At 41.9% G+C, this 15,858-nt stretch carries 10 protein-coding genes and 2 tRNA genes; 3 read left to right on the plus strand and 9 right to left on the minus strand.

Annotated features, from left to right (window positions below):
* Window positions 1-511: 511 nt before the first annotated feature.
* From MMO42_RS11500 to MMO42_RS11510, 3 genes are all read right to left on the minus strand, one after another.
* Complete coding sequence (locus MMO42_RS11500; RefSeq protein ID WP_241320617.1) at window positions 512-1,804, minus strand: AarF/ABC1/UbiB kinase family protein; 1,293 nt, start codon at window positions 1,802-1,804, stop codon at window positions 512-514.
* Window positions 1,805-2,068: 264 nt separating this feature from the next.
* Window positions 2,069-3,430 (minus strand): MATE family efflux transporter, encoded by a 1,362-nt coding sequence (locus tag MMO42_RS11505; protein ID WP_241320618.1) that lies wholly within the window; start codon window positions 3,428-3,430, stop codon window positions 2,069-2,071.
* Between the two features lie 30 nt (window positions 3,431-3,460).
* Window positions 3,461-3,922, minus strand: coding sequence for a DMT family transporter (locus MMO42_RS11510; protein ID WP_241320619.1), 462 nt, complete (start codon window positions 3,920-3,922; stop codon window positions 3,461-3,463).
* Window positions 3,923-4,061: 139 nt separating this feature from the next.
* Here MMO42_RS11510 and hemW point away from each other — a divergent pair, with 139 nt between their 5' ends.
* Window positions 4,062-5,216 carry a radical SAM family heme chaperone HemW gene (hemW, locus tag MMO42_RS11515; protein WP_241320620.1) on the plus strand — a complete coding sequence of 385 codons (1,155 nt, stop codon included), beginning with the start codon at window positions 4,062-4,064 and terminating at the stop codon, window positions 5,214-5,216.
* 127 nt (window positions 5,217-5,343) lie between these two features.
* Here the strand turns inward: hemW and MMO42_RS11520 are convergent, their stop codons facing one another.
* Entirely contained in the window at window positions 5,344-7,782 is a 2,439-nt protein-coding gene (locus MMO42_RS11520) for a TonB-dependent receptor (RefSeq protein ID WP_241320621.1), read from the minus strand.
* A gap of 204 nt (window positions 7,783-7,986) precedes the next feature.
* Here MMO42_RS11520 and MMO42_RS11525 point away from each other — a divergent pair, with 204 nt between their 5' ends.
* On the plus strand, window positions 7,987-8,493 hold the full coding sequence (locus tag MMO42_RS11525; RefSeq protein ID WP_277603327.1) for a sigma-70 family RNA polymerase sigma factor: 507 nt from the start codon (window positions 7,987-7,989) through the stop codon (window positions 8,491-8,493).
* Between the two features lie 15 nt (window positions 8,494-8,508).
* The gene (locus MMO42_RS11530; RefSeq protein ID WP_241320623.1) at window positions 8,509-9,492 is read left to right on the plus strand and encodes a FecR domain-containing protein; all 984 of its coding nucleotides are present in this window, start codon (window positions 8,509-8,511) and stop codon (window positions 9,490-9,492) included.
* Window positions 9,493-9,526: 34 nt separating this feature from the next.
* Here the strand turns inward: MMO42_RS11530 and MMO42_RS11535 are convergent.
* The 5 genes from MMO42_RS11535 to MMO42_RS11555 all read right to left on the minus strand — a co-directional run bounded on the left by MMO42_RS11535 (window position 9,527) and on the right by MMO42_RS11555 (window position 15,729).
* Window positions 9,527-9,602: transfer RNA gene (locus MMO42_RS11535), tRNA-Lys, on the minus strand.
* A 116-nt stretch (window positions 9,603-9,718) separates the two neighbouring features.
* Window positions 9,719-9,794, minus strand: a tRNA-Lys gene (locus MMO42_RS11540).
* Window positions 9,795-9,978: 184 nt separating this feature from the next.
* A complete protein-coding gene (locus MMO42_RS11545) occupies window positions 9,979-11,820 on the minus strand; it encodes a long-chain-acyl-CoA synthetase (RefSeq protein WP_241320624.1) in 1,842 nt (613 codons plus the stop codon).
* Between the two features lie 195 nt (window positions 11,821-12,015).
* Window positions 12,016-15,375: an Rne/Rng family ribonuclease gene (locus MMO42_RS11550; protein ID WP_241320625.1), complete on the minus strand. Its 3,360-nt coding sequence runs from the start codon at window positions 15,373-15,375 to the stop codon at window positions 12,016-12,018.
* A 207-nt stretch (window positions 15,376-15,582) separates the two neighbouring features.
* Window positions 15,583-15,729 (minus strand): hypothetical protein, encoded by a 147-nt coding sequence (locus tag MMO42_RS11555; RefSeq protein WP_004637771.1) that lies wholly within the window; start codon window positions 15,727-15,729, stop codon window positions 15,583-15,585.
* Window positions 15,730-15,858 lie beyond the last annotated feature (129 nt).

Consider the following 15,858-nt stretch of genomic DNA (forward strand, 5'->3'; position numbering starts at 1 on the left):
TCAAGTTTTGTTGGCGCTTGTTTGCGAAGAGTGAATCAGCAAGCATGGAAAAAATGGAGCTTTGATCAGGTGATTTCATTTGTTAAATTAGCAGGTATGTACCGAGTATGAGCAAAAATAAGGAAGATTAACTCTGACTCACCTTTTTTTATTCCAGCCTTGATTTTTTTTATTGCATTTTTCGCTTTAATCTATAAATGCACGTACTCTGAATCGAATATCAATCGGATAGAGCCTATCCTTAAGAAGGATCCTGAGATCTTAGCGCAATTTGGTCATATTAGAGACTATCGAATACATAGAGTTACAACTCAATTTGGGGATTACAAAGCTAAGAATAGGTATACATATTACTTGAAAGTTTATGGTGAAAAGGACAAAGGAGAGGTCACACTTAAAGTAGATGAAAATAAGACGAGTGCAGACTATCCCTATAAAGTGAAAATTGACTAACTAAGAAATCGAAGAATAACTAAAATGCCAATCAGGTGATTGGCATTTTTTATATGTATTAGTTTGGCACTAATTCTTCAAATAAATCATTGAGATTGTCATGCACCTTGAGGTGAATGAGATTCCAGTAATGCCCAGAAATGGTCCGATTGACCATGAGCGTGTCTGGAGAGGGTTTAAACACATCCCAGTATTTCAATGATTGTTTGACCAGACGTATACCATCATGATGCGATGAATTTTCGGCAAAATCATAATGTGTGCTTAGAGGACGCAATAGAATTTCAATCCATTGCGTATACAGCTCAGTTGGGAATTTCTGCTTTTCGGCAATGGAATGCAGTTCCACCAGTAAATCTTCAACTTGGGCAATATCTTCTTGTCGCGCTGCATTCACCAATGCTTTAAAGTGTTGAATGATTTCAGGTGATAAGGTTTTTACACTGCCATAGTCATAAATAATCACGCTGCCATCTTCACGGAATGCAAAGTTGCCTGGATGCGGGTCACAATGGAAACGCTTCAAGAAAAACATTTCCTGTCCTAAAGCACGAATCAGACGACGACCAATTTGATTACGTGTTTCAACCGACCATGTGCTTGCTGTTTCAATGGATTCACCTTGTTCAAGGCTGAGAGTCAGTACACGACGAGAAGAATAGTCTTTATATACGGTTGGGATAATAATTTGATCATCGAGCTTTTCATGGAAGGTTTTAAATACTTCTAGATTTTGCGCTTCGATTTCATAGTTTAATTCGGCAGAGAGACTGTCTTGGATTTCTTGAAACAGTTGATCTTGCAATTTTTTATCAATCTTTAAAACGCCCATTAAGCGTAAGGCAAGACGTACTTGTTTTAAGTCACTTTCACAGGCTTGATCAACCCCAGGATATTGCACTTTCACCACTACAGCCTGACCATCTGGCAGCACTGCACGATGTACTTGTCCAATTGAGGCGGCAGCAAAAGGCTCTGTTTCAAAAGAGCTAAAAATCTGGTTTAACGGTTTACCCAGCTCTTTTTCAACTTGTTGCTGAATGGCTGAAAAGGGCATGGCAGGTGCTTGACGCTGTAATTTTGCAATCGCTTTCGCCACTTCTGGTGGGAAAATATCTTTATATTGCGAGGCGATTTGCCCAACTTTCATTACTGCGCCTTTCATTTCCCCCAAGGTGTCTGCAATCTGCAAACCGATGTCCTGAAACAGTTTACTACGCGCAGCGTTTTTTTGTTCTTCATCTGCGGTGAGATTCCGAATGGAATTGGCAACACTTTTACTGGCAATACTTGCGGTCATGCCAGCCAGCTTCAAAAAACGTCTACTGGGAGAGCTTGCATGCTTTGCCATATGCGCTTGACCTCGATCGATCTAGTTTCAAAGTGATACCTTGATCATAGGCGACAAAACTTAAATTGCCTATAACAAAATGTTAAGTGATGTAAGCATGGAATGAGCTGCATTGAATAATCAAAAATTTGCATGATTCAATTTTGATGATGACAATTGAATCTAGGATGTATCGGCATTTATTTTATTTTTGACCGATTAAAATTGATCGTAGGTGAAGTCTAAGAATGGTGGCATCCATGCCGCCTCAGTAGAAAAAGTTGCTTATAGTTTTGGATTTGTCATTTGCATCAAGCGTTTATTGTTGAAATATAAACGAGCAATCAGTAAAACACAGGCAATACTTAAGCCGATAATCAGACCGAGCCAAACGCCAGCGACTCCCCAAGTGGTATAACGGGCAAGATACAAACCGATCGGGAACGCAATAATCCAATAGGCCATTAAGGTAATCCACATGGGTGCTTGAGTATCTTGCATGCCACGTAAGCAACCTGCGGCACCGACTTGCCATGCATCCATTAACTGATAAGCCATCGCGAACCAAAGTAGATACATTGCAACAGGGATGACATTCAGGTCAGTGGTATAGATCGCCACGATATAAGGGCGTGCAAGCGCAATTAGCGTCATGGTACAAGCTGCAAAAACCGTTGCACTAATCAATCCTACCGTCTGAACCTGACGCATCGCGTGCCAGTTTTGTTCGCCGTAATACATTCCAACCCGAATGGTCAAGGCAATCGCTAAGGATAACGGAATCATAAATAGCTGTGAGGTGACTGAAATTGCAATCTGATGCGCGGCAATCGCATTTTCTCCTAAAGGGCTGAGTACAATTGCACCTGTACTGAAAATGCTGACTTCAAAGAAAACCGCTAAGCCAATTGGTAGGCCAAGCTTTAGAATGCGCTTCACCCAAGTTGGATCAATTTTTTCCCATTTGGTGAAAATAGGTGCTTGTTTATAGGCTTTGGCTTTTGAAATATAAATGGCAAGGGTAATAAACATCAACCATTGTAAAATTGCAGTTGCAAAACCACATCCTGCACTGCCCAAGGCAGGGATTGGCCCAAAACCATACATAAACATAAAATTCAGCGGAATCAGTACCAACAAGGCAATCAAGCTAATCGCCGTCACTGGGCGTGGATGACCCAATGCCTCAGAATAACTGCGCAAGGCTGCATACATCATCACCGCAGGCATACCAAAGCCAATCGCATGCAAGAACAGGCTTGCTTTAGGCAATAAACTTTCAGGCACACCAAATAGCGGTAAGAACATTGGCATACATTGCAAAATCAACATCGCTACAATACCGAGAATCACTGCAACCCATAAGGATTGACGGGCAATGGTCGGAATTTTTTCAGGTGTTTTGGCACCACGCGCTTCAGCCACCAATGGCGTGGTAGCCAGCATGATTCCTGCAAATAACAGCATGATTGGAATCCATAAGCCTACACCGACTGCAATGGCTGCCAGATCGGTAGCCGAAAGATGACCTGCCATAATGGTATCGATTAAACCTAATCCAGCTTGGGCAAACTGTGTGATCAGGATTGGAAACATCAAATGAAATAGTTGTTTAAGTTCAAATCGCTTGGTTGTGGCATGGGACACAAAAATTACTCTTATTAAAATGTGGGAGGATTAGCGTTGTAGTGTTAATAACACACCAATAAAAATCACAATACTGCCCAGTAGGCGTTGCCAGTTAATGGGTGTTTTGTCTGTACCTAACCAGCCAAAGTGATCGATTAACATCGAAATCACCAATTGCCCGAAAATAACTAAACCTGAGAAAGTTAAAAATCCGAGTTTAGGTGCAGTATAAATGCTCATGCTGATTGCATAAACCCCAAGGCAGCCACCTAACCAAAGAAACCATGGAATTTGTGAAAGTTCACTTAAACTGGGTTTTGTTGCGCCTTGAAAATAAACTAGACATGCCAAAATAAGCGTACCAATCAAAAATGACAGTAACGCCGCTTGCAGAGGGGAATGAAGATATTCTCGAAGTTGTGCGTTGATGGCCGTTTGAAAGGCCATTGCAATCCCGATCCCTAAAGCAAGCGGAAGAATAAATAGCAACTGGCTGGAAATTTTCATCATATTATTGGTCTAATTGTTCTTTATTTTCTCAGTCTAACCCAATACGCACGGGATGATAAGCCGTGTACTGTGTTGAAGCCGCAACCGCGCCTAGTCGAGTCATGTTAAAATAATCAGGTTTTGTCACTGAGCTTGTATTTTGAGTCCGTTAAATCCAGCAAATATTCCACTGTCCTTGTATATCCATATGCCTTGGTGTGTACGTAAATGTCCTTATTGTGACTTTAACTCGCATGCTGTGCCTGATGGACAATTGTCGATGGACTTGGAACAGCAATATCTTGCTGCGTTGGTGGCTGACTTTGAAACTCAGGTTGAAATGGCGCAAGGTCGTTCAATTCACAGTGTCTTTATTGGCGGTGGAACACCCTCACTGATTTCTGCACAAGGGTATGTGTGGTTATTTGCACAGCTCAAAGCTCGCTTAAATTTCGAAGAAGATTGTGAAATTACACTGGAAGCCAATCCGGGTACGATAGAGCATGATCCGTTTGCAGACTATCTTGCCGCAGGGATTAATCGGTTGTCGATTGGGGTGCAGAGTTTTGATACAGAGCATTTACAGCGTTTGGGGCGAATTCATTCGGTTAATAATGCACTAGATGCGATTCAGCAAGCCCGTCAAGCAGGCTTTGAGCGAGTCAATGTTGATTTAATGCATGGCTTACCCAAACAAAGCCAAGAACAGGCCTTAAAGGACCTCAGATTGGCAGTGGAGCATGGTGCGACGCATATTAGCTGGTATCAGCTCACCATTGAACCCAATACAGTTTTTTTTAGAACCCAACCTGTATTGCCACAAGATGAAGTTTTAGAACATATTCAGGAACAGGGTGAGGCTTATTTGAAAGCCAATGGTTATGTAAATTATGAAGTTTCAGCATGGCGTAAGGAAAAGCCCTCTGTACATAATTTGAATTATTGGCAGTTTGGTGATTATTTGGCAATTGGTGCAGGCGCACACGGCAAGGTCACTCGCGCAGATGGCGTCTATCGTTTTCAGAAGACCCGATTGCCGAAAGATTATTTGGCTAAAGTGCCTGCTGAACATGTGCAAATGAAGCGTATCGAAGCAGAAGAATTGCCTTTTGAATTTATGATGAATGCATTGCGTTTAAATGAAGGCGTTGCTGCGGAAACTTATGCTCAGCGTACTGGACTTGAATTGGATGAGTTGAATCAAATGCTCATGCAATTGCGTGAGAAAAAATTATTGATTGCCGATACCAATCGAATTGCTTGTACTGAGCAGGGGCATATCTTTTTAAATTCGGTGTTGGAAGAATTTTTATAATTTAAGAGTACAACAAGCTGATAATTTCATATAAATGAATTGAGTCATAATTGTAGCCTGTGGAGGTTGTTATCATGCCTAGAGATTTAGGCATGATAGCGCCAAAGAGCAAAGTCTTGAGAGTTAATTAGAAGTTATATCTTAAACTTAAGGTAATATTACGAGGTGTCCCATAACAAATTGATGAGCCGACACATTCATAATAAGTTTTATCAAACAGGTTGTTAATATTAAGCTGGGTCTTAATATTCTGATCAATATCATAAGCTAACATTACATTCGCTAGGACATAAGCATTCTGCTCAACACGCTGATTAAAAGCGGCAACCTCATTATAAAACTTACTCTTATAACTTAGGCCTCCACCAACAGAGAGTTGATTCCACTTATACTTGGTAAATAAATTGGCTGTGGTTCTCGCTTGGTTGGTATTGATCTTATTCCCTTTTTGATCTTTAGCTTCAAAGTTAGCTATACCAAAATTAAGGTTCCAGTTGTCAGTGATTTCTCCGTCAATTTCTAATTCAATGCCTTTACTTTCGACACCGTTCACGCCTCGATAGGCTTGTTCAGTCGTATTGGGAACATAAACGCCATCAATAGCTTCGGCTACATTATCTTGCTGAATTTTAAATATAGACAGTGAGGTATTTAAATGGTCGGAAAACCAGCCACTTTTAATACCAGTTTCATACTGTTTACCTATAATTGGGTCTAAATATTGACCACTCACATCTTTGCGGTTTTGCGGGCTAAAAATATCGGTATAACTGGCATAGATAGAATGATTTTGATTGAGATCGTAGATGACACCAAAATACGGAGTCAGTTGATTATTAAACTCTCGGTTACCGACGTTATTGTCTTGTTCATATTTCCAGTTAGACAGACGCGTACCTGCGATGAGTTTGAGCGATTCAAGCAGGCTAAACTTACCCGCAAAATAGGTCGCATTTTGTGTAACCTTGTTCGCAGGACTTCGTTTGTAAGGTGCGATTGAAATGATGGGATTATCATTCAAATGATTAAAATTTTCTTTGGGATGGGTGAGTGTAATTGCTGCGGAATAGTCATCTTCGACTTCATATTGATTAAAGCTGGCACCGATGATCGCTTCTTGTTCGAGTCCAAATAATTTAAATGGAATTTTAAAAGAGCCATCAATATTTAGGTCGTTATCATTATTATACCTAGCAGAGGTATTTGAATCTTTTGTACTTAGATCCGTTTCTTTGTCGATCGGGGCACCAGCACCGTACATTTTCCCCCAAGTTTTTGATTTTCCATAAACGCTATTTAGATTAAAACTAATATTATTAAATAGCTCTTGTTTAAAGTCGGTGTATACGGCAGTGCGACGATAACTACGTTCTGTCCAATCATCACCTATATTGGAAGAACGCTTAAAATCAGTACGCGTACCATCACTGTAAAATGCAGGTAAGCTCCCCCAAGTTATGCCATTACGGACCAAATCCTGATAACTGATACCTACAGATAGATAAGTCGTGTCCGTTAAATCCATATCGACTACACCATAGGCAGTTTTATTGGTGGTACTACGAACATCCTGAAATGAGTCTTTATCTTGATAATTGACGACTGTTCGTCCACGAATTGAACCATCTTGACTTAATGGAAAAGATAGGTCTGCACTGCTGCTGTAATCATCCCAAGAACCTACCGACATATCTAATGAACCCGTTAGCTCTTTTGCATTGGCCCGTTTACGGATAAAGTTCATCCCCATGGAGGGGTTGCCCGCACCTGTCATTAAACCATTGGCCCCTTTTACGATTTCGACACGGTCAAAAATTACAAGATTCGGATCGGAAACATCCATTGAAGAATCTGCTCCTCCCAACGGGTTACCGTCAAAGAGCATGTAATTCATACTAAAACCCCGTGACGAGGGGATGGCTCTTGCATCAATACGCCCCAGATTTACCCCAGTGACCTGATCCATTAATTGTGTAAAAGAGGTGATATTTTTGTCATCCAGATACTCACGGGTAATCACTTTTACAGTTTGTGGTGTTTCTCGCGGCGATAAATCCAGTTTGGTTGAGGTACTGGAACTTTTAGCTGTATACGATCCTGTACCTTCTGTGTTCTTGTTATTCGCTTTTACAGCAATAACAGGCAACTGTGCCGAACCATTGTTTTGCTGTTGCTCTGATGGAGCTGCTCGAATATTAATATTTTCTAGTGTTCCAACCTCATGCACTTGATTGTGTGATTTTACAATGAGCCACGTACCATCATTACGTTTAAGGAGTTGTAAGCCTGTCCCGTTAAGCAATTTGGCTATACCTTCTTCAAAAGTATATTGACCCTTTAAACCTGAAGTTTTCTGGCCAGCAACAAGTGCAGGGTCATAGGCCAATTGCACGCCTGATAAGCCTGCAAATTGGGCGAGTGCCTGATCGAGATTACCCGCGCTAATTTCAATATTTTTAATTGATGCTGTTGGTGCTGCCAGTATCCATGTGGAGATGGTCAGGAGTGAGGTGCTCAATAGTATGAGTTGAATGGACTGACTTAAACGATTTCTCTGGTGAAGCATCTGATTTCCCCTGTAAATAAGCCTAAAAAGGTTTACAAACTGTTGTCCTTTATTGACTTAACACTTGAGAATAAAAAACAGCTCAAAAAATTAAATTTTTATATTGCAAATAGAGCAACTTAACAAGCAGTCAAGTTTGTCTATCTTTACATACTAAAAGGAAATATCAATAATGATTCTTATTTACTATTTAGTCTGATAGTTATGCCCCCTGAACCAGCTCTGTTCAATGAACATATTAATGGGTTATATAAAGAGCATCAGTTGTGGCTTTATGGGTGGTTATGCCGAAAAATGCAGAATCAACATGATGCGGCTGATCTCACCCAAGATACATTTGTCAAAATTATGTTGCATTACGCAGATTACTATTATCAGGAACCACGTGCATTACTCACTACCATTGCCAAAAGCTTGATGTCGAATCATTATCGTCGTAAAAGAATTGAAATGGCCTATTTAAGTACGCTGACTGAAGAACAAAAGCGAGCGACCATTCCACTCGAACAGCATATTTTATTGATTGAAACTTTGTCTGAATTATATGAGATTATTGAGAATATGCCCCAACGACAAAAACAAGTATTTATTTTGTCTCAACTTCAAGGTTTGGGGTATGACGTGATTGCCAGACAATTAGATATCTCAGTTTCAACCATTAAGCGTGATCTGACTAAAGCGATGGCAATTTGTTTTATGGCAATGGAATAGAATACAGCTCATACAATGAAAAGGAAGACAGATGCACCATATTCCAAAGAAGACAAGCAACAAGCATATGAGCAAGCTGCGCAGTGGTATATAGAGCTACATGAAAAGTCGCTAGATGAGCGGCAGCAGGCTGAATTTGAAGAATGGTTGACTGCTGAACCATTACATCAACAGGTATGGCGTAATGTGACCATGTTTGATGAAAAGCTCAATCGTGTTTCTAAGCATCAAATTGATCAAACATTTCAGCAATTAGAATCCAAGCAATGGAATATAGGTAAATTAAGTCTTGTATTTATGTCTGTGTTTCCTGTGCTTTATGTTTATCAAGCGATTCGCCAACAGGACTACTTGCCTGAATTATGGAGTTTTGCCCCCATTGCCATCTATAATACAGGGAAAGGAGAACAGCGACAGTTTACCTTAGCAGATGGAAGTCGGGTCTGGTTGAATAGTAATAGTAAAATTAGGATTAAATACAATCAGCATCAGCGTCGTATTGAATTGGCAAAAGGGGAAATTTATATCGAAACCCATAAAGATCCATTCAAGCGTCAATTTAGTGTTCAGACTTCGCACGGTAATTTAGTTGCACTTGGCACCGTGTTTAACGTGCGATATTTCCCTGAGAAAACCGAATTGCTGGTACAACAAGGTACTGTTCGCATACTCACTAAAGACAGACAAATTCAACAAGACATTCCTGCGCAACATGCGGCCATTTTTAATCAGGACAGCATTCGTACAAAACCTTATCAAGCCACTCAAATGTTATGGCGGCAACAATTACTCGTCGTACATAGTATGTTACTCGGGCAGTTTGTAAATGAATTAAAGCCGCATTATCAAGGTGAGATTCAACTTGAGCCAGCATTGGATAATATTTTGATTTCGGGTTCTTATTCGACACAGGATATAGAAAAAACGCTGACAATGGTGGCAAATACTCACCATTTAAATATTCAAACACATCAACAAAAGATTCAATTAAGCAAATAAAAAAGCCTCATCAATGATGAGGCTTTTTAGAATTTGGTGGGTCGTCCGCGATTCGAACGCGGGACCAACGGATTAAAAGTCCGCTGCTCTACCAGCTGAGCTAACGACCCTGAAAGAATTTTAGAGTAACACTCTAAAATTATTGCAAGACAAGCAAAGCGCGTAGTCTTACAAATCTCGATAACTTTCGGTTATCAATCCTTTTCAGGAGTATCAAAACATTAAGTGGTGGGTCGTCCGCGATTCGAACGCGGGACCAACGGATTAAAAGTCCGCTGCTCTACCAGCTGAGCTAACGACCCTAAGCAAGTATTTAAGCATCGCTTAAATATGCTACGCAAGAAAAACTAATTTGTTCTAAATGCGTCTTCGTTTTGATGTTGCGTATTCTAGCAACTTATTCAGCTAACACAAGAGGAAATTCAAAAACATGTGCATGATTGTTTATAAAAAGCACGATTTCCTCTTGTTTAGCTAAAAAATAAACTAGAAACGGTATTGATAGCTTTGAATATTATCAAAGATCTCAGTGTTTACATCACTATAGCTGCTTGAACCTGGTAATAAAACCAGCAAACGTTCAGAAGTTTTACTCGGATTAAATGAGTCTTCTTTGAGTTTATTCTTCTGGTATTTAAATGTACCAGTCGTTTCAACTTTCTCTTGAACACGTAAAAACACGGGAATGGCATAAGAAGGTAAGCACTTCTTAAACACATTGACCATGTCGCTTAAATCTGCGTCAGTCAGTTCGGCCCCATCAACCAAGGTGATTGCTGCCATACCTGCACGACCATTGGTATTTGGAATTTCCACGCCGTACACCACCGCTTCTACGATCTTTTCATATTCGCAGACCATGTTTTCAACTTCTGTGGTAGAAACGTTTTCACCTTTCCAGCGGAACGTATCGCCTAAACGATCCACAAACTGTGCGTGGCGGAAACCGATATCACGAACCAAGTCACCAGTGTTGAAATAAGAGTCACCTTGAGTAAACACATCTTTCAAGATCACAGATTTGTTCTTTTCAGGATCTGTATAGCCATCGAATGGTGAACGACTGGTGATCTTACCAATCAGTAGGCCAACTTCGCCTGTTTTCACTTTTTTGCAGTGGCCTTTCTTATCACGTACCAGCTCATTCTTTTCTTTATCGAATTCAACGATGGCATATGGTGTTGGTGAGAAACCAACGGTATTGTCAAAGTTAAAGATATTGCTGAAACCCACATTACCTTCGCTTGATGCATAGAGCTCAAGTACTTCTTCCACACCAAAACGTTCTTTGAACTTGCCCCAAATATTTGGGCGCATACCATTACCAATCATCTTGGTCACACGGTGTGCACGATCTTCTACTGTCACAGGTGCATCGATGAGGTAACGACATAGTTCACCCACATAACCGATCGCAGATGCATTGAATTTCTGTACGTCTTTCCAGAATGCACTGGTTGAATATTTACGACGCACCGCAAGTGTTGCACTTCCTGCGATTACGCCACACCAGCACACTACCACACCCGTAGCATGGTAAAGCGGTAGGGTCACGTACATTACATCATCTTTGCCCAGATTGAGAATGTGACCATAGGTGCCATAGGCGAGCGTCCAACGGCTATGAGTGAAAATCACAGCTTTTGGTAAGCCCGTAGTGCCTGAGGTGTAGATGTAGAACAAACCATCTTTACCCGTCACTGTACGTGTGGTTGATGGATTGAATTTTGGAAATTGATCAATTTGCTGGGCAAGATTCACGTAACCTTGTGGTGCAGTCCCTGCATTTTTACGGGTTTCTTGGTCAGCAAACCAGTGGAAACGATCTTGAGCAACCTTTAAGTCTTGGCGGGCTTCATCAATTGCAGCACGAGCTTCTTCACCTGCAATGACTGCAATTGGGTTGACCAAATTAATACTGTGCGCCAGTACCTTACCGACTTGCGAGGTGTTCACAAGCGCAATGGTTACTCCAATTTTTGCTAAAGCAACGATAGAGGCAATCAGCTCAGGACGGTTTTCAACCATCACGGCAATAACATCGCCTTTTTTTGCTCCAAGTGACAAATAGTAATGTGCAATTTGGTTTGCCCATTCATTGAGTGCTTGATAGCTATAGCTTTGATCTTCAAATAACAGTGCGATGCCTTGAGGGTTACGCTTGACTGCTTTTTCAAAGGCAATGCCTAAACCTGCGGGAGATGTTGGCGTTCGCAAATATGCTTGTTTAAGACCATTCAGGATATGAGGGACTTTAGTGATGAAGTTCGGAAGTCGAGTAGCGACATCACCAAGGGTAATAATATCGGTCTGCGTAGTTTGGCTCATATCAATCCTATTTATTTTTCGATCAATCCAAGAAATGGCTATCCGTTAGAACACAACCATTCACACCATTGTTGTTGATGCTGTTTTGTAATGGTAAGTGCCTAGAGCAATCAACCTAATTTGACAAAATAACAAAAAAGCCTAGTCATCGAAATGACTAGGCTTAGCCTTATTGAGTGCAATTTAGCAAATTACTCACTCAGCTGTGGCTTTTTTAGGTGGACGACCACGTGGACGACGAGGGCGGCTCGACTTTTCTTTTTCAGCTTTCGCTGCTTCATCGTCTAATTCTGCTTCTGTCGCAGTTGTCGCTGGTTCAGTTTTTTCAACAGCTTGAGCTGTCTCAGTAACGTCTACAACGGCTTCTGGAGCAGCTTTAACCTTATCAGCAACAACAGGTTGTTGTTCTGATACTGTTTCAACTGCTGCCGATTCTGCTGGAGCAACTTCAGTATTGGCAAGTTCCAAAGGTTGCTGTTCAGGTGTTGCAACAACAGCTTCTTCTACAACAGCCGCGACTTCTTCTGTTGCTTTCACTTCTTCTTTCGATTCAGTATTTTCTACAGGAACTGGTGTCGCAATTGAGGCAACATGTGCTTCTTTTGCTTGTTCTGCAGCCATTTTCGCTAAACGACGACGTTCACGTGGGTCATTGGCAACACGAATCGCTGCAGCTTCAGGCGGTGTCAGTGCTAATACTGGCGCTGGTTCTGCTTCTTCCACTACTTTTTTGCTTGGAAGTTCAGCATCACGCGTAACAGGACGCTTGTCTTCTTCAACTGTTGTCTCCACCACTAAAGAGCTTGCATATTGTTCAGCAAACTTTTGTAGCGCGCGGTTAAACGTAGTGATTAAGCCAAATTGGTCAATCAGAATGGTGCAATCTTCACCATACACATGACGAATCAAGCTGCTGACCGTGTATTGACCTAAAGTTGGGATTTGCGATGGTGCCACAACGACTTTAGGTGCTGCTTTTTGAGCTGCTTGCGCACCACGTTGACGACGACGTGAACGCGGGTCATTGGCAGCACGTTTTACAGGTGCTTGAGCAGTTTCAGTCGCAGGTGCTTGTTCAGCAACCACCGCCTTTTCTGCTTTAACCTCAGGTGCAGCTTCAACTTTTTCCACAACCTTAGCAGCAGCTTCAACTTTAGCTGTTGGAGCAGGTGCCTGTTGTGCGTTGAGTGCCACAATTTCACTTTGACCTTGATCAATGTTCACAATCAATGCTGTGTTCATTGGTGCTGAACGTGGTGCATCTACCACATCAACTTTGACCTGCTGTGGATTGGCTGGTGCTTCAGTTGTCGCAGGAGCTTCATTCAACACGCTTTGGTCGCGATGACGATTTGGGCGATTTGGGCGTTGTTGATTACGGTCACGACGTGGTAACGGCGCTGCCTCATTAGCGTGTGCAGCATCGTTGTTATGCTGTTGCTGGTTTTGTGACTCTTGAGGTTGCTGACGTTTTTGCTGACGTTTTAGTTCACGTTGCTCATGACGCTGTTCTTGACGTGAAAGCTGTACCACTTCTTCATGCACTTGAGCCTGTTGTTCATGTGCATGTGCGTGTTGCTCACGTTGTTCTTTGTGCTTGCGCTTCTTCTGATTTTGATTTGGACGGTTTGATTTCTCGTCTTTATCAAATTGCTCACGCGCTTCTTGTTTCACAGGGTTTTGCGAAATATAAGCATTGTTAGCTGTTGGAGCTGCGACTTCAGCAACCGCAGGTGCATTCACCTGACCAAATTGACCACGACTTACAGCACCATTATTCACCATTTGCTCAATGGCCGCCGCTGCATTTTGTGCAGAACGTGCTTGGTCAGTCGTTTGCGCTTGCTTTTGAACAAATAAGTTCTCTAACCATGCACAAGGACTTGCTGACTTTTGTGTCGTTGCTTGTGTTTGTTTTGCTTGAGCAGCTTGTTGCTGTTGTGCTGCTTTCTTTTGTGGCGCTGCATTATTTTGTGTTGGTGCAGCATGATGGTGTTCAGCATCTTCTAAATGCCAGTCAGAAGATTCATAACCGAGTTCTTTTTCGCTTGAACGGGTTGCTTCTGTACGTTCATAACTAGAAGGTGCAAAACCATCTGGGTTGAACTGGATTTGATAGTGTGGTGTTTCTAAGTGCGGGTGAGGTAATACCGTCACACGAACATTGGATGTTTGTTCAAGGTAAACCAAGCTGTGACGCTTTTCATTCAGTAAGAATGCAGCGATTTCAACTGGGACTTCAACTTGCACTTCACCTTGACGCTCACGTAAAGCAATTTCTTCCACTTTACGCATAATCGAAAGTGATAGTGAACGTAAGTCGCGTACCATGCCTGTGCCATGACAGCGTGGGCAAACATAGCCAGTCGCTTCTTCTAAAGAAGGGCGTAGGCGTTGACGGCTCATTTCCATGAGACCAAAACGTGAAAGCTGACCGAACTGGATACGTGCGCGATCGCTTTGCGTTGCTTCACGTAATTTCGCTTCAACCATACGCTGGTTGCGGTCTTTGGTCATGTCGATGAAATCGATCACGACTAAGCCACCGATATCGCGTAAACGCAATTGGCGTGCAATTTCTTCAGCGGCTTCTAAGTTGGTGTTGAGCGCAGTTTCTTCAACATCATGACCACGTGTTGATTTTGCCGAGTTGATATCAATCGATACCAATGCTTCGGTTTGGTCAATCACGATTGAACCACCAGAAGGAAGTTTTACTTCACGTTCATATGCAGTCTGGATTTGACTTTCGATACCGAAGTGAGCAAATAAAGGCTCATTCAAGGTATAGGTTTTTAATTTGTCGAGCTGACGAGGCATCACTGCTTTTACGAAGTTATAAGCTTCGTTGTAGGCTTGCTCACTATCAATCAGGATTTCAGCAACATCATCGCGTAAATAATCACGAATCGCACGGGTAACTACCCCCGCTTCTTGATGAACCAGCATTGGTGATGGGCCAGAGCTTGCTGAACCTTGAATTTGTGCCCAGAGATCAAGCAAATGTTGTAAGTCGAGTTGTAACTCTTCTTGGGTGCGGCCAATACCAGCGGTACGAACGATGACGCTCATGCCACGTGGTAGATTTAACGACGCTAAAATTTCTTTTAGTTCTTCACGAACTGAACCAGAAATCTGACGGCTGATACCACCACCTTTCGGGTTGTTTGGCATAAGTACCAAATAACGACCTGCAAGTGAGATAAAAGTAGACAGGGCAGCACCTTTATTGCCGCGCTCTTCTTTTTCAACTTGAACCAGTAATTCAGTGCCTTCAGTGATGAGTTCACGAATATTTGAGGTTTGACGAGGGTCAGCTTTGAAGTACGAGTTTGCAATTTCTCGCATTGATAAAAAGCCTTGACGCTGTGCGCCGTACTCAACGAAAACCGCTTCTAAAGACGGTTCAACGCGAGTGACATGACCTTTATAGATATTTGATTTTTTTTGTTCGCGTGTACGATTCTCTAAGTCGAAATCGTAAAGACGATTACCAGTGATAAGTGCAACGCGAACTTCTTCTGCGTGGGTTGCATTAATCAACATACGTTTCATGGGTGTGACACCTAATAGTGATGCACACAAACAACCGGCTCAATATTTTGAGCAGACATCAAATTGGCGCGATCAAGACTCAGAAGCAACGTTGTGTAGGCAGCTCTGAAACCACTGACTGTAAATATCCAGCTGGGTTTTGATACGGTTACTTCGATGTCAGCAATATTGCTTCAATCTTGAATCCGTTGATATTTCATGTATGTCTTACATCTGTGAAATATCACTAGATCCGACATAATCAAAGTTTCCTGTACGCTTCACTGGCGGGTGAGCGGTGCATTGGATGGTGACTTTCACTGTCATTAAGCATTGAAGTCGATCCATCTGGAAGTCTTGATACGGAATGATCATCGTATCTCTGCTTAGCAGTTCCAATGCATCAACGCTTTAGCCTGAATGCGACATCAGGGAGCAAATTGTCTGATGTGGATCAGTTTACGTTTAATAACCAGCAAATTGCTGGCGACATATTTTTTCTGA

Source organism: Acinetobacter sp. ANC 3882, from assembly GCF_022549545.1.
GTDB lineage: Bacteria > Pseudomonadota > Gammaproteobacteria > Pseudomonadales > Moraxellaceae > Acinetobacter.

Coding starts and splice junctions, on each gene's coding strand:
- MMO42_RS11550 (WP_241320625.1), bottom strand. CDS start 15,375: ATGAAACGTATGTTGATTAATGCAACCCACGCAGAAGAAGTTCGCGTT.
- MMO42_RS11510 (WP_241320619.1), bottom strand. CDS start 3,922: ATGATGAAAATTTCCAGCCAGTTGCTATTTATTCTTCCGCTTGCTTTA.
- MMO42_RS11545 (WP_241320624.1), bottom strand. CDS start 11,820: ATGAGCCAAACTACGCAGACCGATATTATTACCCTTGGTGATGTCGCT.
- MMO42_RS11520 (WP_241320621.1), bottom strand. CDS start 7,782: ATGCTTCACCAGAGAAATCGTTTAAGTCAGTCCATTCAACTCATACTA.
- MMO42_RS11555 (WP_004637771.1), bottom strand. CDS start 15,729: ATGATCATTCCGTATCAAGACTTCCAGATGGATCGACTTCAATGCTTA.
- MMO42_RS11525 (WP_277603327.1), top strand. CDS start 7,987: ATGCCCCCTGAACCAGCTCTGTTCAATGAACATATTAATGGGTTATAT.
- MMO42_RS11530 (WP_241320623.1), top strand. CDS start 8,509: ATGAAAAGGAAGACAGATGCACCATATTCCAAAGAAGACAAGCAACAA.
- MMO42_RS11500 (WP_241320617.1), bottom strand. CDS start 1,804: ATGGCAAAGCATGCAAGCTCTCCCAGTAGACGTTTTTTGAAGCTGGCT.